The sequence below is a fragment of the Priestia sp. SIMBA_032 genome (genome assembly GCF_046535215.1).
Lineage (GTDB): Bacteria > Bacillota > Bacilli > Bacillales > Bacillaceae_H > Priestia > Priestia aryabhattai.
The window spans coordinates 1-19,032 of the sequence record NZ_JAWRXD010000022.1 but is presented as its reverse complement, the minus strand read 5'-3'; the positions used below and the strand labels follow the sequence as shown (position 1 = coordinate 19,032).

Here is a 19,032-nt window from a genome sequence, read left to right as displayed (position 1 = left end):
CATGGAGGTGTAGTAAGCGAACCATAACGTTTCACTAATTTATCTCACACACCTCGGTAGGAAATTAAGCTTTGCAGCACCTACTGTCTACGGTACAAATGTTATTCTTTTTAACAACATTATCTATTATAATCAGGGACTTTCAAAAAGTCAACACCGATTTATTTCCAAATTTATTAAGCAGAGAATGAAGCAGTATCAACTTTGATACCAGGGCCCATTGTTGAAGTAACGGCTACGTTCTTCATGTATGTGCCTTTTGCTGCTGCCGGCTTAGCTTTTACCATAGTTTCGAAGATTGTAGTGAAGTTTTCAACTAACTTGCTCTCTTCGAAAGATACTTTACCGATTGGTACGTGGATGTTACCAGCTTTATCAACACGGTATTCTACTTTACCAGCTTTGATTTCGTTAACTGCTTTTTGAACGTCAAATGTTACTGTACCAGTTTTAGGGTTTGGCATTAAACCTTTAGGTCCTAATACACGACCAAGTTTACCAACTTCACCCATCATATCTGGAGTAGCTACGATTACATCGAACTCGAACCAACCTTGTTGAATTTTGTTGATGTAGTCAGCATCGCCAACGTAGTCAGCGCCTGCAGCTTCAGCTTCTTTAGCTTTTTCGCCTTTAGCGAATACTAATACACGTTGAGTTTTACCTGTACCGTTTGGTAGTACTACTGCACCACGAATTTGTTGGTCAGCTTTCTTAGGGTCAACTCCTAAACGGAATGCTACTTCTACAGTTGCATCAAATTTAGTTGTGTTTGTTTTCTTTACTAATTCAATCGCTTCTTGTACTGAATAAGTTTGTGTACGATCTACAAGCTTAGCAGCTTCAACGTACTTTTTACCTTTTTTAGCCATTTTTGTTTCCTCCTTATGTGGTTTTAACGGAATAACCTCCCACTAATAAAGGTTGCGAGCATAGGAAAACTTCCATTTCTCGCAACCTTCTAACACCCAATCAAATGGAATTAGTCTTCAACTACGATTCCCATACTGCGCGCTGTACCTTCTACCATGCGCATTGCAGATTCAACGCTAGCAGCGTTTAAGTCAGGCATTTTAGTTTCAGCAATCTCACGCACTTTGTCACGCTTGACTGTTGCAACTTTATTACGGTTTGGTTCACCAGAACCAGACTCAATACCAGCCGCTTTCTTAAGTAGTACAGCAGCAGGTGGAGTTTTCGTAATAAATGTAAATGAACGGTCTTCAAATACCGTGATTTCAACAGGAATGATAAGACCAGCTTGATCAGCTGTGCGAGCGTTAAACTCCTTACAGAAACCCATGATGTTAACACCGGCTTGACCTAATGCAGGACCAACTGGTGGCGCTGGATTTGCTTTACCTGCAGGAATTTGTAACTTAACAAGTTTAATTACTTTTTTAGCCACGAGACACACCTCCTTAAGTCCGTGATGTGGTAATAGGGCGATGCCCTCCCACTCAATGTTCTTTATATATAAAATAAAGAAATAGTTGTTTTAGTCTCTAGTTTTGAGACATACTGACTTATGAAATATTAACATTAAACTTCATGAATTGCAAGGTCTTACAGATTATATTTTTTCAATTTGTGTAAAGTCTAGCTCTACTGGCGTTTGTCTTCCGAACATATCGACATGAACCTTAACTTTACGTTTATCTGTATCGATTTCTTCAATGGTACCTTCGAAGTTTGCAAACGGACCTTCTTGAACCAATACTGTTTCTTTTAGTTCAAAGTCAAAGTCAGCATGCTGCTCGTCCATGCCCATTTGTTTTAAGATCATTTCTACTTCTTCTGGTAGAAGAGCAGTTGGCTTTGATCCAGAACCTGCTGAACCTACAAAGCCCGTAACGCCAGGTGTATTACGAACTACATACCACGAATCATCCGTCATAATGATTTCAACTAACACGTACCCTGGAAATACTTTTTTCTTTGTAATCTTTTCTTTGTTATTCTTAATTTCTCTTTCTTCTTCTTCAGGAACAACAACGCGGAAAATTTTATCTTGCATACCCATTGTTTCTACGCGCTTTTCTAAATTTGTTTTTACTTTATTTTCATATCCAGAATAAGTATGGACTACATACCAATTTTTCTCCATTTCTGAGGACTATACGTCCTTCCCTCCCAGCTCACTATAAAATAAGATGTCCTAATCTATTGCACAGACAACGCACTAGGAAAATAGTTGACTCCTAGCACAATCATTCTTAAAGCAAATTAAAAAACCCGTCTCCGGGCTTTTCTGAAAAAAACATAATTTAGCTTTATTATACCATGATTTAAGTCAATTTATTCAAGGGATTAAACGAATAAGTGACGAAATTCCGTAATCAACTACTACAAAAAAGAGTGTCATAAATACAACTGTAGAAATAACAGTAATTGTATAACGAGTTAGCTCATTTTTTTTAGGCCAACTTACCTTCTTCATCTCACGCCCAACATCACGCAAGAAATTTCCTACACGGTTCATGTTTGTAACCTCCAATAAATTAAAAGGGGTATTAGTCTGTGCAGATTATTGATCTACTTTGTTTCACGATGAATCGTATGTGCGTTACACGTTTTGCAAAACTTCTTCATTTCTAAACGCTCTTCGTTTTGCTGTGTGTTTTTCATAGTCGTATAGTTACGACTAGCGCATTGCACACACGCAAGTACAACTTTTTTACGCATAATGTCAACCACCTATAGAGTGATAATGTCTATAAAAAAGTATCACAGACTTTCTTAGCATGTCAATATGAGGATAGAAGGCTACATTGTGATTTCACGAATTTCGAGGTAGCGCTCTAATTTCCTCTTCACACGCTGAAGTGCATTATCGATGGATTTGACGTGGCGGTTTAACTCTTCTGAAATCTCTTGATAAGATTGACCATCTAAATAAAGAACGAGAACTTTTCGCTCAAGATCACTTAACAGTTCAGCCATCTTTAATTCAATATCATCAAACTTCTCTCGATTAATGAGCAACTCTTCTGGATTTGCTACTTTTGTCCCCGAAATAACGTCCATTAAGGTTCGGTCGGACTCTTCATCATATATTGGCTTGTCCAATGATACATAAGAGTTTAATGGAATATGTTTTTGCCTTGTTGCGGTTTTAATAGCGGTAATAATTTGCCTGGTAATGCAAAGTTCAGCAAAAGCTTTAAACGAAGTTAGCTTATCTTCTCTAAAATCTCTAATTGCCTTGTATAACCCTATCATACCTTCTTGTACAATATCTTCACGGTCTGCCCCAATTAAAAAATACGACCGCGCCTTTGCTCGCACAAAGTTTTTGTATTTATGAATCAAATACTCTAATGCGTCAATATCGCCTTTATGCACAAGATCGACAACTGTTTCATCCTCTTGTTGTTCGAAATGAGCATGCAGTTTTCTCCCATAATTATCGCCCATATCGATCCCCCCGACCGCACAGTAGATAGAAATATTATACAGTAGCTAATTCCGTACCGTCAATAACCTCACCGCTGTCCCCGACGCCATTTTTCGAAAATTTCGGCTACTTGATTGGAAAGTTGAATGCGTGCCGCTGGCTTTTGATTTTGAATAGACTTCACATCAAGATTAATATGTTTCTCAATTTGCTCAATTTCGTTGTACAATTCTCGAGCAGAAATTCTAAGCGCACCTTGTCCAAAGATTGCCCACTGCTCCGTAAAATCAGATGTAGCAACATGAATCTGTGTCTTTACATTGTTTAGCTCTTGAGCCAGCTTTTCAATGTACTCATCCGCTGTTTCATTTTCTCTTGTAAATACAACGTCAACCTTATGATTTTTTGCCTTCTTTTCAATTCCTTCGACCATATGAGCATCGAAGACAATAATGACACGATACCCCATATATGCTTGATACTCTGCCATCTTTTCAATTAACAGGTCTCGAGCACCCGCTAAATCATTATCTCTAAGCTTTCTTAGGTCGGGCCACGCACCTATCATGTTATAACCATCCACCAGTAGAATATCCATTCTTATTCACCTAGAGGATGGCGTTTTCGGTAAACCTCATACATGAGAAGACTAGCTGCTACAGATGCATTTAACGATGTAACATGCCCAACCATTGGAAGCTGTACAAGGAAGTCGCATTTTTCACGAATCAAACGACTCATGCCTTTTCCTTCGCTTCCAATCACTAACGTAAGCGGCATACCTCCATCTAAGTTGCGGTAATCGTCACTTTCTTTCGCATCCGTTCCAACAATCCATACGCCTCGATCTTTTAATTCATCAATCGTCCTTGATAGGTTTGTTACCCTTGCTACAGGAATATGTTCAATCGCTCCTGTAGACGCCTTTGCTACAGTGGCCGTTAATCCAACTGAACGGCGCTTTGGAATAATAATACCGTGTGCGCCAACGGCATCGGCTGTTCGCATAATAGAACCTAAATTATGGGGATCTTCAAGTTCATCTAACAGAAGAAAAAACGGACTTTCATTACGTTTTTCCGCTAAGTTAAATAAATCATCTAACTCTGCATACTGATAAGCAGCAACTTGTGCAGCTACTCCTTGATGAATACCGTCAACCATTTGCTCAATTTTCTTTTTCGGCACAAACTGCACCAATACACCATTACGTTTTGCTAACTGCGTGATTTGCCCCATAGAACCGCCTTGCGATCCTTCGGCAATCCATAGTTTGTTAATGTCACGCCCAGACTTTAGGGCTTCTAGGACCGGATTACGTCCAATGATAAATTCATGTTCCATGATTCATTCCTCCCTCTCCTTCATCGACGAAAGAGATAGCTTTAGTAATAAGTTCCATCATTCTTTCTTCTTCACCTAAAAGATACAAATAGCCTACGACCGCTTCAAATGCCGTACTGTAGCGATACGTTTGCACATCTGTGTTTTTAGGGACTGTACCGGACTTTGCATTGCGTCCTCGGCGCAGTACACCTTCTTCTTCTTCAGTAAAAAAGTTTTCATTTTTAAAATAATATACGATTTGCGCTTGTGCTTTTGCTGATACGTATTTTTTAGCTTTATTATGAAGCTGGTTAGGGCGCACTGTCCCTAACACCAGCAGGTGGCGGCGAACATGTAAATCAAACACCGCATCACCCATATAAGCAAGAGCTAAGCTATTTAGCTGTTTTACATCTAATTTACTGCTGCTCATAACACTATTATCCTCTTTTCCATCTTGTTCCTTGTGCCGTATCTTCTAAAATAATATTTTTAGCCTTTAATTCATCTCGAATTTGATCTGCTAATTGGAAATTACGATCTTTACGAGCTTGAATACGATCTTGGATCAATTGATCAATTTCTTCGTCTAGAAGTTCAGCTTCTCCAAACGTAATACCTATTGCAGCACCTAATTCTTTAAACTCTTTAATAAAGGCTTCAATTACATCTGTAGACGTTGTTTGTTCTAATAAATACAAGTTAGCTTGCTTTGCTAGCTCGAACAGAACAGAAATGGCATTTGCCGTATTAAAGTCATCATCCATCTCTTCAACAAAGGTTTCGCGAAGCTCTTTTAGCTTTTCGAACCATTCTGAAGCATCTTCTTGAAGATTTGTTGCTGCTTCTAGACGGTGAGTTAAGTTGCCGTAAGCTGTTTGCAGACGCTCAAACCCTTTGCGCGTATTCTCTAAAATTTCTTCGTTATAGTTAATTGGGTGACGATAGTGAACAGATAAAATAAAGAATCGAAGTAGGGAAGGATCATGCTTTTTAATAATGTCATGAACTAACACGAAATTCCCTAGTGATTTAGACATCTTTTCATTATCAATATTGATATATCCGTTATGAAGCCAGTATTTCGCAAACGATTTCCCAGTGAGCGCTTCTGATTGGGCAATTTCATTTTCGTGATGAGGGAAAGCTAAATCCTGACCGCCTGCGTGGATATCAATTGTATCACCTAAATACTTGCGTGCCATCGCTGAGCACTCGATATGCCAGCCCGGTCTTCCTTGACCCCAAGGGCTATCCCATGCAATCTCTCCATCTTTGGTTGCTTTCCAAAGAGTAAAGTCTAATGGGTCTTCTTTCTTTTCTCCAACTTCGATACGAGCACCAGATTGCAATTCATCAATGGATTGATGTGATAATTTTCCATACCCTTCAAACTTACGCGTACGATAGTATACATCTCCCTCTGACTCATACGCATAGCCTTTTTTCACTAGTTCATCAATGAACTCAATAATGATATCCATATTTTCAGTTACGCGTGGATGCACATCGGCATGCTTGCATCCAAGAGCTGACGTATCTTCAAAGTAGGCATCGATAAAGCGGTTTGCGATCGTTGGAACATCTTCTCCTAACTCTTTTGCTGCCTTAATTAATTTATCATCCACATCTGTGAAGTTTGAGACATACTCCACGTCGTAGCCTCTAAATTCTAAATAGCGGCGCACCGTATCAAATACGATCGCAGGACGCGCATTTCCAATATGAATATAGTTATACACGGTCGGTCCGCACACGTACATTTTGACTTTGTTTTCTTCCAGCGGTACAAACGTCTCTTTTTGACGTGTTAACGTGTTATATAGCTTAATTGCCATGGTGAATCTTCCCTTCTTTTAATTCCTTTAATTGATTTTGCAGGTGTAAAATTTCTTTCTCTAGCTGTTTGAAACGCTCTGCATCTGGATCTGGCAAATCTTGATGATTCAAATCTTTTGGAATCCGGACGCCATTTTGAATGACGACTCGGCCAGGGATACCAACAACCGTTGAGTTTTCTGGGACGTCATTTAACACAACTGAGCCTGCTCCAATTTTGGAGTGCGCATGAATCGTAATCGACCCTAGCACTTTAGCACCTGTTGCAATTAAGACATTGTCTTCAATCGTCGGGTGACGCTTTCCTTTTTCTTTCCCTGTTCCTCCGAGTGTTACTCCTTGATATACTGTTACATTATCTCCAATTTCGCACGTTTCCCCAATAACAATTCCCATTCCGTGGTCAATAAAAAAGCGGCGGCCAATTTTCGCACCCGGATGGATTTCAATCCCTGTGAAGAATCGGCTAATTTGTGAGATTACACGCGCCAGAAAAAACCACTTTCTTTTAAAAAGCCCGTGAGCTAATCTATGTGCCCAAATAGCATGCAACCCCGAATAGGTTAATATCACTTCAATATAACTTCTTGCTGCAGGATCTTGTTCAAATATGGCTTCAATGTCTTCCTTTAACAACTTTAGCATCATCTCACCCCAATTCCGCTATTCCTCTATCTACTCATTGATTGTATTAAAAAACGCCTCTATGTCAAATGACACAGAGACGTATATACGCGGTTCCACTCTGTTTGGATCAACAAACAATCCCAACTCTTCTCTCATAACGTGAAAGTACCCGCTTTTGCCTACTTACTTAGTAGCATTCAACAAAAGACTCAAAGGCGCACTTCAACAAGTTTTGTCATAGGTTACTTTCAGCCGGTGATAACCCTCTCTGATATGCAATGAACTTGCCTACTCTTCCTTCTCAACGATATCCATATTTGATTATTTTATCATATGGGCAAAATAGAAATTTGTTAACTATAAATGCTTTCTAGACGAGCTAAAACTGTTTCTTTCCCTAAAAGAGAAATAGCTTTTGGAAGCTCAGGGCCGTGTGTTTCCCCTGTTGTTGCTACACGAATTGGCATAAATAGTTTTTTACCTTTTTGACCTGTTGCTTTTTGTACAGCCTTTGTTGCTGCCTTAATTTCATCAGCGCTGAATTCTTCTAAGGAAGAAATCTCTTCAGCAAATGCTTTTAACACTTCCGGTACTTGCTCTTCAGCAAGTACTGCTTTTGCTTCTTCACTGTAATCAATTTCTTTCTTAAAGAACATTTCAGTCAATTCAACAATCTCAGCGCCAAAGCTCATTTGTTCTTGGTATAGAGCGATTAAGTCACGTACCCATTGTTCTGTTTCTGCATCGCGCGTTTCTTCAACTTTTCCAGCTTTCACTAAGTGAGGAACTGATAAAGCTACTACCTCGTCTAAATCCAATTGTTTCATGTATTGGTTGTTCATCCAACGTAATTTGCTTGTATCAAATAGTGCTGGAGATTTTGATAAACGAGCTGGATCAAAAATTTCAATAAACTGTTCTTTAGAGAAGATTTCTTCTTCTCCCACAGGTGACCAGCCAAGCATTGTAATAAAATTAAACAGTGCTTCTGGCAAGTAGCCTAATTCTTTATATTGCTCAATAAACTGAATGATTGACTCATCACGTTTACTTAGCTTGCGACGATTTTCATTTACGATTAACGTCATATGACCAAATACAGGAGGCCTCCAGCCTAAAGCTTCATACACAAGAATTTGCTTCGGTGTATTGGAAATATGATCATCTCCACGTAGAACATGTGTCATCTTCATTAGATAATCATCAATGGCTACAGCGTAGTTATATGTTGGTGTACCGTCTTTTTTCACAATAACGAAATCACCAATGCCTTCAGACTCAAATGATACTTCATCTTTAACTATATCATTCCACTTAATTTCTGTGTTGCTAGGAACACGGAAGCGAATGCTTGGCTCACGACCTTCTGCTTCTAGTTCAGCACGCTGTTCAGCTGTTAAGTTGCGGCATTTACCTGAGTAGCGAGGCATTTGACTGTTCGCCTGCTGTTCTTCACGCTCTTTTTCAAGCTCCTCTGACGTACAGTAACAGTGATAAGCTAATCCTTTTTCAAGAAGTTCTTCCGTATATTTTTGATAGATTTCCGTACGTTCAGACTGGCGATAAGGACCGTACTCGCCGCCTACGTCGATACTCTCATCCCATTCAATACCTAACCATTTTAAATAGCGCAGCTGACTTTCTTCTCCGCCTTCGATATTACGCTTTTGATCTGTATCTTCAATACGGATAATAAATTTACCGTTTTGATTTCGTGCAAATAAATAATTAAATAGTGCTGTTCTTGCATTCCCTATATGAAGATGTCCAGTTGGACTCGGGGCATAACGAACTCTTACTTCGCTTGACATAACTAAGATGACCTCCAATTTAATATTACTTATAGTATGTATTTATATGTTTTAGACATGTTCTAATTTTATCACCAAATAGGTATCTGTCAAAGTCAACTGTTTTTATTTTTGATAAACTAAAACGGCTGCTTGGGCAGCAATTCCTTCTTCGCGTCCCGTAAAACCTAACTTTTCTGTTGTTGTTGCCTTGACGTTAATTTGAGAAATGCTTGCTTCTAACAGCTGCGCAATACGCTCTCTCATTGGTTCAATGTAAGGAGCCATTTTAGGTTTTTGCGCAATAATCGTGCAATCTACATTGCTTAATTCATAGCCTTCATCTTTTAATAGTTTCCATACATGTTGAAGAAGCTTTGCTGAATCAGCATCTTTAAATTCAGGGTCTGTATCTGGAAAATGCTTTCCGATATCTCCTTTAGCCGCCGCTCCTAATAAGGCATCTGCGATTGTATGTAACAGCACATCTGCATCTGAATGGCCTAATAATCCTTTTTCATACGGAATTTCTAAACCGCCGATGATTAAAGGTCTTCCTTCTGCAAATTCATGTACGTCGAAACCTTGTCCTACTCGAATGTTCATTTTTTCACTCCTTTAGCTGTGTTTAGCTTTGTTAATATAGCTTCTGCATATAACAAATCTTCTGGTGTTGTTAGTTTTATATTATCGTAATTTCCCTCTACAATCGATACTTTTTGCCCCGCTTTTTCTACTAAGCTTGCATCATCGGTGCCTAAGTATTCATTTGTTTTTGCTTTTTCGTGTGCATCCATTACTACATCAAAAAGAAAAGCCTGCGGCGTTTGAATAGCCCACAAGCTAGAGCGCTCAACTGTTTCAATGACAGTACCCTGTTCCACACGCTTAATTGTGTCTTTTACTGGAACAGCCAGCACAGCAGCCTTATCACTAGCAGCTTTTTCTACTAACTCATGGATTGTGTTTTGTTGAACAAATGGACGAGCGCCATCATGAATTAATACCATCTGAGCCTGCTTTAAACTTTTAAGGCCGTTATAAACGCTATGTTGACGTTCATCGCCTCCAACTGTCAATGATTGAACCTTTTGAATTGGATATTCGGTTAATAACTCTTCAAAGATCGCCACTTCTTTTTCGTTTACGACTAGCACAATTCCACTGCACCAAGGATCTTGTTCGAATTTTTGCAGCGTATGAATGATAAGCGGAACGTTTTGAATAGTTAAAAATTGTTTGTTCCGCCCCGCTTTCATTCGCTTCCCCTGCCCTGCAGCTAAAACGATAATTTCATACTTCATAGGTATACTCCCTTTACCTGTTACGTCACAGTGCTTTTTCTAATAACTTGGGTTTCGCAAAAATCATACGGCCTGCTGAGGTTTGGAGTACGCTCGTCACCAGTACATCAATTTGCTTTCCAATGTAATTTCTTCCTTCTTCTACCACGATCATTGTACCGTCATCAAGATAGGCAATACCTTGATTATGCTCTTTACCGTCTTTTATAACCAGCACGTTCATTTCTTCTCCCGGAAGCACAATTGGCTTGACCGCATTTGCTAAGTCATTAATATTTAAGACGCCGACATTTTGAAGTTCACATACTTTATTTAAATTAAAATCGTTTGTAACGACCAATCCGGAAGTCAACTTTGCCAATTTGACCAGCTTACTGTCCACTTCTTGAATGTCTTCGAAATCGCCTTCATAAATTTCTACCTTCATTGCCAGTTCCTTTTGAATACGGTTTAGAATATCTAGACCTCGTCTACCTCTGTTTCGTTTTAAAACATCCGACGAATCAGCAATATGCTGAAGTTCCTCAAGCACAAAGCGCGGAATAACAATCGTTCCGTCTAAAAATCCTGTTTGACAAATATCTGCGATACGGCCGTCAATAATAACGCTTGTATCTAAAATTTTAAGAGACTTTAGTGATTCTTCATTATCTGCTTCTTCTTCTTGCCCTTTTTTCTTCCCAATTCGAGATGGCATCGAAAACACGTTCACAAGCTCATCACGTTTTTTAAAGCCGACTTGAAACCCTAAGTAACCTAAAAGAATACTTAGAAAGATTGGTAAAATGGTACTTACTACTTGAAGTTGAATTCTTCCTAAAAAAGCTCCGACCAAGTAGGCTACAATAAGCCCTAAAATCAATCCTAAGCTACCAAAAAGTACATCCGTTACAGGCGCCTTCAGTAACGCCTCTTCCACTCGGCGAATTAATTCAACTATATAATCAACAATCCAAAACGTGACAAGGAAAAACAAAATAGCTCCCAGTATTGCATCGACGTAAGGTTTTTCTAGAAATGCTACATCTTGCAGATTTAATAATTGAATAAGTTCAGGTATAAAAAAGACGCCCAATGTACCACCTGTAATAATAAAAAATAACTGTACAAAACGTTTTAACACGCCTTCACCTCCCTTTATCATTATAAACAGTTTACAGTGATTGAAACCTGTTATTTAACCAAAAAACAGAATTTGTAAACAAACTGTCACTTTTTTTGTATTTTCACAATATCTTAATGAATCAAACATTTAATGTCAATTAATATCCTATAGCTGACGGTTTGTAAGATGCTGCTCTTTTAGTCTTTTTAGGCCTTCTCTAATTTTCCGTGCTCGAATTTCACCGATGCCTTCTACCTCATCCAATTCTTCTACTGACGCATCTGCTATCGTTTTTAAATCCCCTAATTCATCAATGAGATTTTCAATAATAATCGATGGAAGTCTTGGAATTTTATGAAGCATTCGATACCCTCTAGGAATAACGCTGTCTTCAAAGCTTGTATACATAGGATATCCCATTAAGCGAAGGAGCGTTTGGTCATCGAGAAGAACATTATTTGACGGCTGCTGCATGCGTTCAATTACTCGGTAAGGGTCAAAGCTGAGGTCATACATATAATCTTTGATTAATAAAGTTGCTTCTTCCTCTAAGTGAGAAAGCAGTTCATTCATTTGGAGACGGATTAGTCTTCCTTCTGTTCCTAACTCGCTAATATAGCTCAAAATTTCATTTTTAATACGCAGAACCATTTCTATACGATGAAGCGACTGCAGCACATCTGTATGAGTTACTTGCTCTTCAAACTCTAATGCACTGAGACTTGTAATCGATTCGTCTAATACCGCCTTGTACTTTTCAAGGGTTCCAAGCGCTTGATTGGCTTTTGCTAAAATAACGCTAATGTCTTTCAATACATACTGCAGAGACCCTTTGTAAAGCGTAATCACATTTCGTCTTTGTGAAATGGCTATCACCAATACACCTGACTGCTTAGCTACGCGCTCGGCTGTACGGTGACGCATTCCTGTCTGTGAAGAAGGAGTAGAGGGATCTGGCATGAGCTGAGCATTAGCAAATAATATCTTGCTTCCGCTGTCGTTTAAAATAAGCGCTCCATCCATTTTGGCTAACTCGTATAAATGCGCAGGTGTAAACGCACAATTAATCGAAAATCCTCCATCTACCATCTTTTTGACTTGTTCATTGTAGCCCATAACAATTAAGCCGCCCGTCTTTGCCCGCAAGACGTTATCGATACCGTCACGAATAGGGGTTCCTGGTGCTACAAACTGCAGAATTTCTGATATTTGTTTTTGACTAACTGTTGTTTTTTCTCCTTCCACTGCTTATCCTCCTAATGTATATTGCAGAGCCTCCGCTACTGTTGATACCCCAATCACATCAATACCATCTGGGACTTTCCATCCTCCTAAATTTTTCTCCGGGATAATAATTCGTTGGAACCCTAATTTTACCGCTTCTTGAACGCGCTGTTCAATTCTAGACACTCGGCGTACTTCACCTGTTAATCCTACCTCTCCTACAATAACATCTGTAGCGCTAGAAGCAGCATCTCTGAAGCTTGAAGCAATGCTAACGGCTACAGCTAAATCGATTGCTGGTTCATCTAATTTCACTCCACCTGCTACTTTTAAATAAGCATCTTGATTCTGCAGCAGCATTCCTACACGCTTTTCTAAGACAGCCATGATAAGCGAAACGCGATTATGATCTACTCCTGTCGCCATTCTTCTAGGGTTTCCAAAGCTCGTTGGACTGATTAGCGCCTGCAGCTCTACTAATACGGGTCTTGTCCCCTCCATCGAAGCGACAACAACCGACCCTGCTGCTCCCTGAGACCGTTCTTCTAGAAAGATTTCAGATGGATTCAATACTTCTTCTAGCCCGCTTTCTTTCATTTCAAAAATGCCCATTTCATTTGTAGATCCAAATCGGTTCTTAACCGCTCTTAATATACGATAAGTATGATGACGCTCTCCTTCAAAGTAAAGAACCGTATCCACCATATGTTCAAGAAGTCTTGGACCTGCAATGGCCCCTTCTTTCGTTACATGACCCACAATAAAGATGGCAATTCCATTCGTTTTAGCAACACGCATTAGTTCAGCCGTACACTCTCGCACCTGTGAGACGCTTCCTGGCGCTGATGTCACATCAGCATGGTAAATGGTTTGAATTGAATCAATAACCACAAAATCAGGCTGCATGCTTGAGATGGCCTCTAGTATTAATTCTAAGTTTGTTTCTGCGTGAACATAAAGTTCTTCAGCTTTTACACCTAGCCTGTCCGCTCTTAACTTCGTTTGTTTCGTTGATTCCTCTCCCGAAATATATAGTACTTTATTTTGTTTCATTGCTAACTGCGCGGAGGTTTGCAAAAGTAAAGTAGACTTTCCGATACCCGGATCTCCCCCTATTAAAACGAGTGACCCTCTGACAATACCTCCTCCTAATACACGATTTAACTCTGCAGAAGGTGTGAAAATTCGTGGTTCTGTTGTAGATTCAATCGCTGTAATTGACTGAGGTTTTTGAACTTTAGAAGCAGTAGCTCCGGAAAAAGCTCCTCGGCGTGATGATTTCGTTTCTTCCATTTCTTCTACCATCGAATTCCAGCTTCCGCATCCGGGACATTTCCCCATCCATTTTGCTGATTCATATCCGCAATGCTGACATGCAAATTTTGTTTTTCGTTTCGCCATTATGTTATCAATCTCTCCGTTCATTCAATCGATTTCTATCTCTATTGTACACTATTTCCTAAGCTAAAATAAAAAGGGAGGCATACGTGTTTTTTCGTATGCCTCGTCTTGGTTTGAGTAAATTTAGCTGATGCTGCTTGGAGCGGAGGATTTAACAACAAATTCTCCTTTGTCTACATCTAGCGTCACTTTCTGACCTTTTTGAACAACCCCTTTTAGCAGCTCTTCAGATAAACGGTCTTCAATATGTTTTTGAATTGCTCTACGAAGTGGACGAGCACCGTATTCTGGGTCAAAACCTTCCTCTGCAATCTTATCAATTGCTTCTTTTGTTAATTCAAGATCAATTTCTTGCTCTTTTAAGCGTTTTGTTAACTGATCCGCCATTAATTTAACGATTTCAGCTAAGTGAGGTTTCTCTAATGAATGGAAGACGATAATTTCATCGATACGGTTTAGGAACTCCGGACGGAATGCGCGCTTCATTTCCGCCATTACTTTTCCTTTCATATCTTTGTAGTCTTGCCCTTCTGCTTCTACTGTGAACCCTAAGTGCTTGCTTCGTTTTAATGTATCCGCACCTACGTTTGATGTCATAATTAAAATCGTATTACGGAAATCAACTGTACGGCCTTTTGAATCTGTTAAGCGTCCATCTTCTAACACTTGTAATAAAATATTAAATACATCCGGATGTGCTTTTTCAATTTCGTCTAAAAGAACAACTGAGTAAGGTTTTCTTCTTACTTTTTCCGTTAACTGGCCGCCTTCTTCGTATCCAACATATCCTGGAGGTGAACCTACTAAGCGTGAAGTAGAATGTTTCTCCATGTACTCAGACATATCGATACGAATCATTGCATCTTCATCGCCGAAGATTGACTCCGCTAATGCGCGTGCAAGCTCTGTTTTACCAACCCCTGTTGGTCCTAAGAAAATGAATGAACCAATTGGACGTTTTGGATCTTTCAAGCCTGCTCTAGCACGGCGCACAGCTTTTGCAACGGCTTTTACCGCTTCTTCTTGGCCGATTACACGAGAGTGAAGAATCTCTTCCATGTTCAGCAGTCTTTCTGTCTCTTCCTGTGCCAGTTTAGAGACCGGTACACCCGTCCAGCTAGATACCACCATCGCAATATCTTCTACGGTTACAGCTGAGTTTTCTTTACCTTGCTGCTCTTTCCAAATTTTCTTTGTGTCTTCTAATTCTTCGCGTAGGCGTTGTTCTGTATCGCGTAAAGATGCTGCTTTTTCAAACTCTTGACTTTGAACAGACGCATCTTTTTCATTGCGTACTGATTCTAATTTTTGCTCTAATTCCTTTAAATTTGGCGGCGTTGTAAATGAACGTAAACGCACTTTTGAACCAGCTTCATCAATTAAATCGATTGCTTTATCCGGTAAGAAACGATCTGAAATGTAGCGATCTGATAGTTTCACCGCTTGCTCGATTGCCTCATCAGAAATAGATACTCGGTGATGCGCTTCATAACGGTCACGAAGCCCTTTTAAGATTTGAATAGACTCTTCCAACGTTGGTTCATCCACTTGAATCGGCTGGAAGCGACGCTCTAACGCTGCATCTTTTTCAATGTATTTTCTGTACTCATCTAAAGTCGTAGCACCGATACACTGAAGTTCTCCACGAGCAAGAGACGGTTTTAAAATATTAGAGGCATCGATCGCACCTTCTGCGCCACCTGCGCCAATTAATGTGTGTAACTCATCGATAAAGAGAATAATATTACCTGCTTGACGAATTTCATCCATTACTTTCTTCAGGCGGTCTTCAAATTCTCCGCGGTATTTTGTACCAGCAACGACTGTTCCCATATCCAAAGTCATAACGCGTTTGTCACGTAAAATTTCTGGAACTTCATTGTTGACGATTTGCTGAGCCAAACCTTCAGCGATTGCCGTTTTACCGACACCCGGCTCCCCAATTAATACAGGATTGTTTTTTGTACGTCGGCTTAACACTTCAATAACACGCTGAATTTCTTTCCCACGTCCGATAACAGGATCTAGACTTCCTTCGCGCGCTACCACTGTTAAATCGCGTGCTAAGCTGTCTAGGGTAGGTGTATTGGCATTTGAAGAGCCTCCGCCTTGATGGCTTGAAGCAGCTTCATTGCTACCTAATAAATGAAGTACTTGCTGACGAGCCTTATTTAGGCTGACACCTAGATTATTTAAAACGCGTGCTGCAACGCCTTCACCTTCACGAATTAAGCCTAGTAAGATATGTTCTGTTCCTACATAAGAATGACCAAGCTTTCGGGCTTCATCCATTGAAAGTTCAATTACTTTTTTCGCTCGAGGTGTATAATGAATGGTCTGCGTTAATTCTTGGCCTCTGCCAATTAATGCTTCCACTTCTTTTTGAATTTTTTCAGTGCTTAGGCCTAGAGCAGAAAGAGCTTTTGCTGCAATTCCTTCACCTTCACGAACGATACCTAATAAAATGTGCTCCGTTCCAATGTTGTTGTGACCTAGGCGTAGTGCTTCTTCCTGTGCTAAAGCTAATACTTTTTGTGCGCGCTCTGTAAATCTACCAAACATCATATAATCGTCACCCTCCACGTTTAATTTATGTTTTTATTTATAGTGAGACGTTCTCGAATTAAGGTGGCTCTTTTAATGTCACGTTCTTGAGGCTTTAGGGGCCCTCCCGAATACTTTTGTAAAAAGCCTGGCTGCGTCATAATGATAAGTTCATTCAATATATTTTGACTCAGTCCTTTTATATACCCTAAATCGATTCCTAATCGAACATCTGATAAACATTGTGAAGCTTCTTTTGACTCAATAATACGGCTATTGGCCAATACTCCATATGAACGATAAACTCGATCTTCTAACTCTACATGAGATGTTTTAAACAGCGCGTCTCTTGCAGAGTGCTCTTGTGTAATTAACTGCTGTACGACACTATTTAAATCTGCCACAATATCTTCTTCAGATTTCCCTAAGGTTATCTGATTAGAAATTTGAAAGATATTCCCTAAAGCTTCGCTACCTTCTCCATAAATTCCTCTCACCACTAAGCCCAGCTGGTTAATAGCGGGAATAATACGATGAATTTGACGGGTCATCACTAAAGCCGGCAGATGCATCATCACAGATGCACGTAGCCCAGTACCCACATTTGTGGGACAGCTGGTTAAATACCCTCTATTTTCATCAAACGCATAATCTACGTATTTCTCAATCCAATTATCTACTTTATTCGCTGTGCTTAAAGCTTCAGATAATTGAAGGCCTGGAAATAAACATTGTATGCGTAAATGATCTTCTTCATTAACCATAATACTCAAATCTTCTTTTTCTGATAAAAAACAAGCTCCGTTGTTATCTCCTTCAGCCAAGTTAGGACTGATAAGGTGCTTTTCAACCAACACTTGCTTTTGAAGAGGCTGTAATTCGTTCATCTTTAGTAAATGCAAATTCCACTGATTGGTGTTTTCGCTTTTTTGAAAAACTTGCTCGAATACTCGAACCACTTCAACTGCTTGTTCTTTAGAAAAGAGAGTTGGAAAAAGATAATGAGTTAAATTTCGAGCCAGCCTGATTCGACTGCTTAGAACAATATCTGAATTCGAAGCTTCTTGACGCATCCAAGAGCTAACAGGCTGGGAAAAGAACAAATCCTGGGACATGAATTACGCTTCCTCCTCTCTCGATTCGTTCATCTTCTTTTCTAGTAATCGAATGTGATCTCGGAGTTCAGCTGCTTTCTCAAACTCCTCTTTTTCGATATACTCTTTTAAGTTCAATCTTAATGCCTGTAATTCCTTTTTTAAATGAAGATTACTTGCAATTCTTGCTGGTATTTTTCCATGATGCAGATAATTACCTCCATGCAGCCTCTTCAAGAAAGGAATAAGAGGTCGCTCAAATGTTTTGTAGCAATCTGCACATCCAAACCTGCCGATTTTAGCAAATTTTTGATATGTCATGCCACAAGTAGGACAAGAAAGAACCTCCTGACTTTGTTGCTTATAATTTTCAGCTACTGCTGGGTCTAGGTTAAGTAGGCCAGCTAGTAAGTTATTGATTGAAAAACCTTGCTGATTTGAAAAAGAAAATGCATCTCCATTTTCTGAAGCGCATTGTTCACATACATGCATCTCCGTCTTTTCACCATTAATAATTTTTGTGAAGTGAAGAGTTGCAGGTCTCGTTTCACACTGCTGACAAATCATCCTGTCATCACTCCCTGTTCTAAATAAAATAGATCATGAGCTTATCGGTAGCGTAATGAATTAAGCATTGCTTTTAAAAGATTAGCTCTTAGCTCATCACGATAAGGAAGTTCAATATTAATAACTGAACGATTGATAACGCTCAACATGATTTTTGCTTCTCGTTCTGTGATGACTTTTTCTTCAACTAACCTAATAATGACATTTTCAGCACTTACTTGTGAAATTTCATTTTGAATCATCTCAATTACTTGCTGAAACAAATCCGCTGCATCATGCATTTTTACTTTTGCAATACGAATAAAGCCGCCGCCGCCTCGCTTACTTTCTACAAGATAACCTCTTTCAACTGTAAAACGGGTATTGATAACGTAATTAATTTGCGACGGAACGCATTGAAATTTATCAGCAATCTCACTGCGCCTTATTTCAACAATTTCTCTTTCACTTAATTCAAGTACTTGTTTTAAATACTGTTCGATAATGTCAGAGATATTTGGCACGCTGCCCCCTCCTTCTGACTTTGACTATATTTGACCTTAATTTAAATATAAAAGGAAATGAAAAAATTTTCAACTATGTACTATTAAAGTTTATTCTTTACTTTTATCGTTGCCACTAAAATTTATTTCAAAACCTGCAAATTGTGAATTTTATTGTTCTTACTATACTTTTTCATAAAACAAATAAATTGTAAACAAAAAAGGACTAGCTAAAATAGCTAGTCCTTTTTCAGGTGCCTGGCAACGTCCTACTCTCACAGGGACAAAGTCCCAACTACCATTGGCGCTAAAGAGCTTAACTTCCGTGTTCG

At 39.3% G+C, this 19,032-nt stretch carries 21 protein-coding genes, 1 rRNA gene and 2 other annotated features (1 of these 24 only partly in view); all 22 genes read right to left on the bottom strand.

Annotation, left to right across the window (positions count from 1 at the left end):
• Window positions 1-111: a sequence feature (ribosomal protein L10 leader region), on the bottom strand; it reaches 33 nt to the left of the window's first position.
• 65 nt (window positions 112-176) lie between these two features.
• Window positions 177-872, bottom strand: coding sequence for a 50S ribosomal protein L1 (gene rplA, locus SB717_RS28740; protein WP_013054915.1), 696 nt, complete (start codon window positions 870-872; stop codon window positions 177-179).
• Window positions 873-982: 110 nt separating this feature from the next.
• Complete coding sequence (gene rplK / locus SB717_RS28735; protein WP_013054914.1) at window positions 983-1,408, bottom strand: 50S ribosomal protein L11; 426 nt, start codon at window positions 1,406-1,408, stop codon at window positions 983-985.
• Window positions 1,409-1,573: 165 nt separating this feature from the next.
• Window positions 1,574-2,107: a transcription termination/antitermination protein NusG gene (gene nusG / locus SB717_RS28730; protein WP_014462032.1), complete on the bottom strand. Its 534-nt coding sequence runs from the start codon at window positions 2,105-2,107 to the stop codon at window positions 1,574-1,576.
• A 195-nt stretch (window positions 2,108-2,302) separates the two neighbouring features.
• Window positions 2,303-2,482: a preprotein translocase subunit SecE gene (gene secE / locus SB717_RS28725; protein ID WP_013054912.1), complete on the bottom strand. Its 180-nt coding sequence runs from the start codon at window positions 2,480-2,482 to the stop codon at window positions 2,303-2,305.
• 53 nt (window positions 2,483-2,535) lie between these two features.
• Window positions 2,536-2,685, bottom strand: a complete 150-nt coding sequence (gene rpmG / locus SB717_RS28720) for a 50S ribosomal protein L33 (protein ID WP_013081365.1) — start codon at window positions 2,683-2,685, stop codon at window positions 2,536-2,538.
• Window positions 2,686-2,766: 81 nt separating this feature from the next.
• Window positions 2,767-3,417: an RNA polymerase sporulation sigma factor SigH gene (gene sigH, locus SB717_RS28715; RefSeq protein WP_013054910.1), complete on the bottom strand. Its 651-nt coding sequence runs from the start codon at window positions 3,415-3,417 to the stop codon at window positions 2,767-2,769.
• A 68-nt stretch (window positions 3,418-3,485) separates the two neighbouring features.
• On the bottom strand, window positions 3,486-3,995 hold the full coding sequence (locus tag SB717_RS28710; protein WP_013081364.1) for an NYN domain-containing protein: 510 nt from the start codon (window positions 3,993-3,995) through the stop codon (window positions 3,486-3,488).
• Between the two features lie 2 nt (window positions 3,996-3,997).
• Window positions 3,998-4,741 (bottom strand): 23S rRNA (guanosine(2251)-2'-O)-methyltransferase RlmB, encoded by a 744-nt coding sequence (gene rlmB / locus SB717_RS28705; RefSeq protein WP_014462034.1) that lies wholly within the window; start codon window positions 4,739-4,741, stop codon window positions 3,998-4,000.
• Window positions 4,731-5,156 carry a Mini-ribonuclease 3 gene (locus tag SB717_RS28700; protein ID WP_013054907.1) on the bottom strand — a complete coding sequence of 142 codons (426 nt, stop codon included), beginning with the start codon at window positions 5,154-5,156 and terminating at the stop codon, window positions 4,731-4,733. Before SB717_RS28700 ends, rlmB begins: the two co-directional genes overlap by 11 nt.
• Before the next feature lie 7 nt (window positions 5,157-5,163).
• A complete protein-coding gene (gene cysS / locus SB717_RS28695) occupies window positions 5,164-6,561 on the bottom strand; it encodes a cysteine--tRNA ligase (RefSeq protein WP_025753194.1) in 1,398 nt (465 codons plus the stop codon).
• A complete protein-coding gene (cysE, locus tag SB717_RS28690) occupies window positions 6,551-7,207 on the bottom strand; it encodes a serine O-acetyltransferase (RefSeq protein ID WP_013054905.1) in 657 nt (218 codons plus the stop codon). Before cysE ends, cysS begins: the two co-directional genes overlap by 11 nt.
• 72 nt (window positions 7,208-7,279) lie before the next feature.
• Window positions 7,280-7,503 (bottom strand) — a binding site (T-box leader).
• Window positions 7,504-7,542: 39 nt separating this feature from the next.
• Window positions 7,543-9,000 (bottom strand): glutamate--tRNA ligase, encoded by a 1,458-nt coding sequence (gene gltX, locus SB717_RS28685; RefSeq protein ID WP_410906038.1) that lies wholly within the window; start codon window positions 8,998-9,000, stop codon window positions 7,543-7,545.
• 105 nt (window positions 9,001-9,105) lie between these two features.
• Window positions 9,106-9,585 carry a 2-C-methyl-D-erythritol 2,4-cyclodiphosphate synthase gene (gene ispF / locus SB717_RS28680; RefSeq protein ID WP_013054903.1) on the bottom strand — a complete coding sequence of 160 codons (480 nt, stop codon included), beginning with the start codon at window positions 9,583-9,585 and terminating at the stop codon, window positions 9,106-9,108.
• Window positions 9,582-10,283: a 2-C-methyl-D-erythritol 4-phosphate cytidylyltransferase gene (gene ispD / locus SB717_RS28675; protein WP_410906036.1), complete on the bottom strand. Its 702-nt coding sequence runs from the start codon at window positions 10,281-10,283 to the stop codon at window positions 9,582-9,584. Before ispD ends, ispF begins: the two co-directional genes overlap by 4 nt.
• 25 nt (window positions 10,284-10,308) lie before the next feature.
• The gene (locus SB717_RS28670) at window positions 10,309-11,406 is read right to left on the bottom strand and encodes a PIN/TRAM domain-containing protein (protein WP_014462040.1); all 1,098 of its coding nucleotides are present in this window, start codon (window positions 11,404-11,406) and stop codon (window positions 10,309-10,311) included.
• 147 nt (window positions 11,407-11,553) lie between these two features.
• On the bottom strand, window positions 11,554-12,633 hold the full coding sequence (gene disA / locus SB717_RS28665) for a DNA integrity scanning diadenylate cyclase DisA (protein ID WP_410906034.1): 1,080 nt from the start codon (window positions 12,631-12,633) through the stop codon (window positions 11,554-11,556).
• Window positions 12,634-12,636: 3 nt separating this feature from the next.
• Window positions 12,637-14,013: a DNA repair protein RadA gene (radA, locus tag SB717_RS28660; protein ID WP_013054899.1), complete on the bottom strand. Its 1,377-nt coding sequence runs from the start codon at window positions 14,011-14,013 to the stop codon at window positions 12,637-12,639.
• Between the two features lie 123 nt (window positions 14,014-14,136).
• Entirely contained in the window at window positions 14,137-16,578 is a 2,442-nt protein-coding gene (gene clpC, locus SB717_RS28655; protein WP_014462041.1) for an ATP-dependent protease ATP-binding subunit ClpC, read from the bottom strand.
• A gap of 20 nt (window positions 16,579-16,598) precedes the next feature.
• Complete coding sequence (mcsB, locus tag SB717_RS28650; protein ID WP_410906032.1) at window positions 16,599-17,672, bottom strand: protein-arginine kinase McsB; 1,074 nt, start codon at window positions 17,670-17,672, stop codon at window positions 16,599-16,601.
• 3 nt (window positions 17,673-17,675) lie between these two features.
• Complete coding sequence (gene mcsA, locus SB717_RS28645; RefSeq protein WP_074683728.1) at window positions 17,676-18,218, bottom strand: protein-arginine kinase activator protein McsA; 543 nt, start codon at window positions 18,216-18,218, stop codon at window positions 17,676-17,678.
• Window positions 18,219-18,259: 41 nt separating this feature from the next.
• Window positions 18,260-18,721, bottom strand: a complete 462-nt coding sequence (locus SB717_RS28640) for a CtsR family transcriptional regulator (RefSeq protein ID WP_013054895.1) — start codon at window positions 18,719-18,721, stop codon at window positions 18,260-18,262.
• A 235-nt stretch (window positions 18,722-18,956) separates the two neighbouring features.
• A 5S ribosomal RNA gene (gene rrf, locus SB717_RS40300) occupies window positions 18,957-19,032 on the bottom strand; the annotation flags it as partial.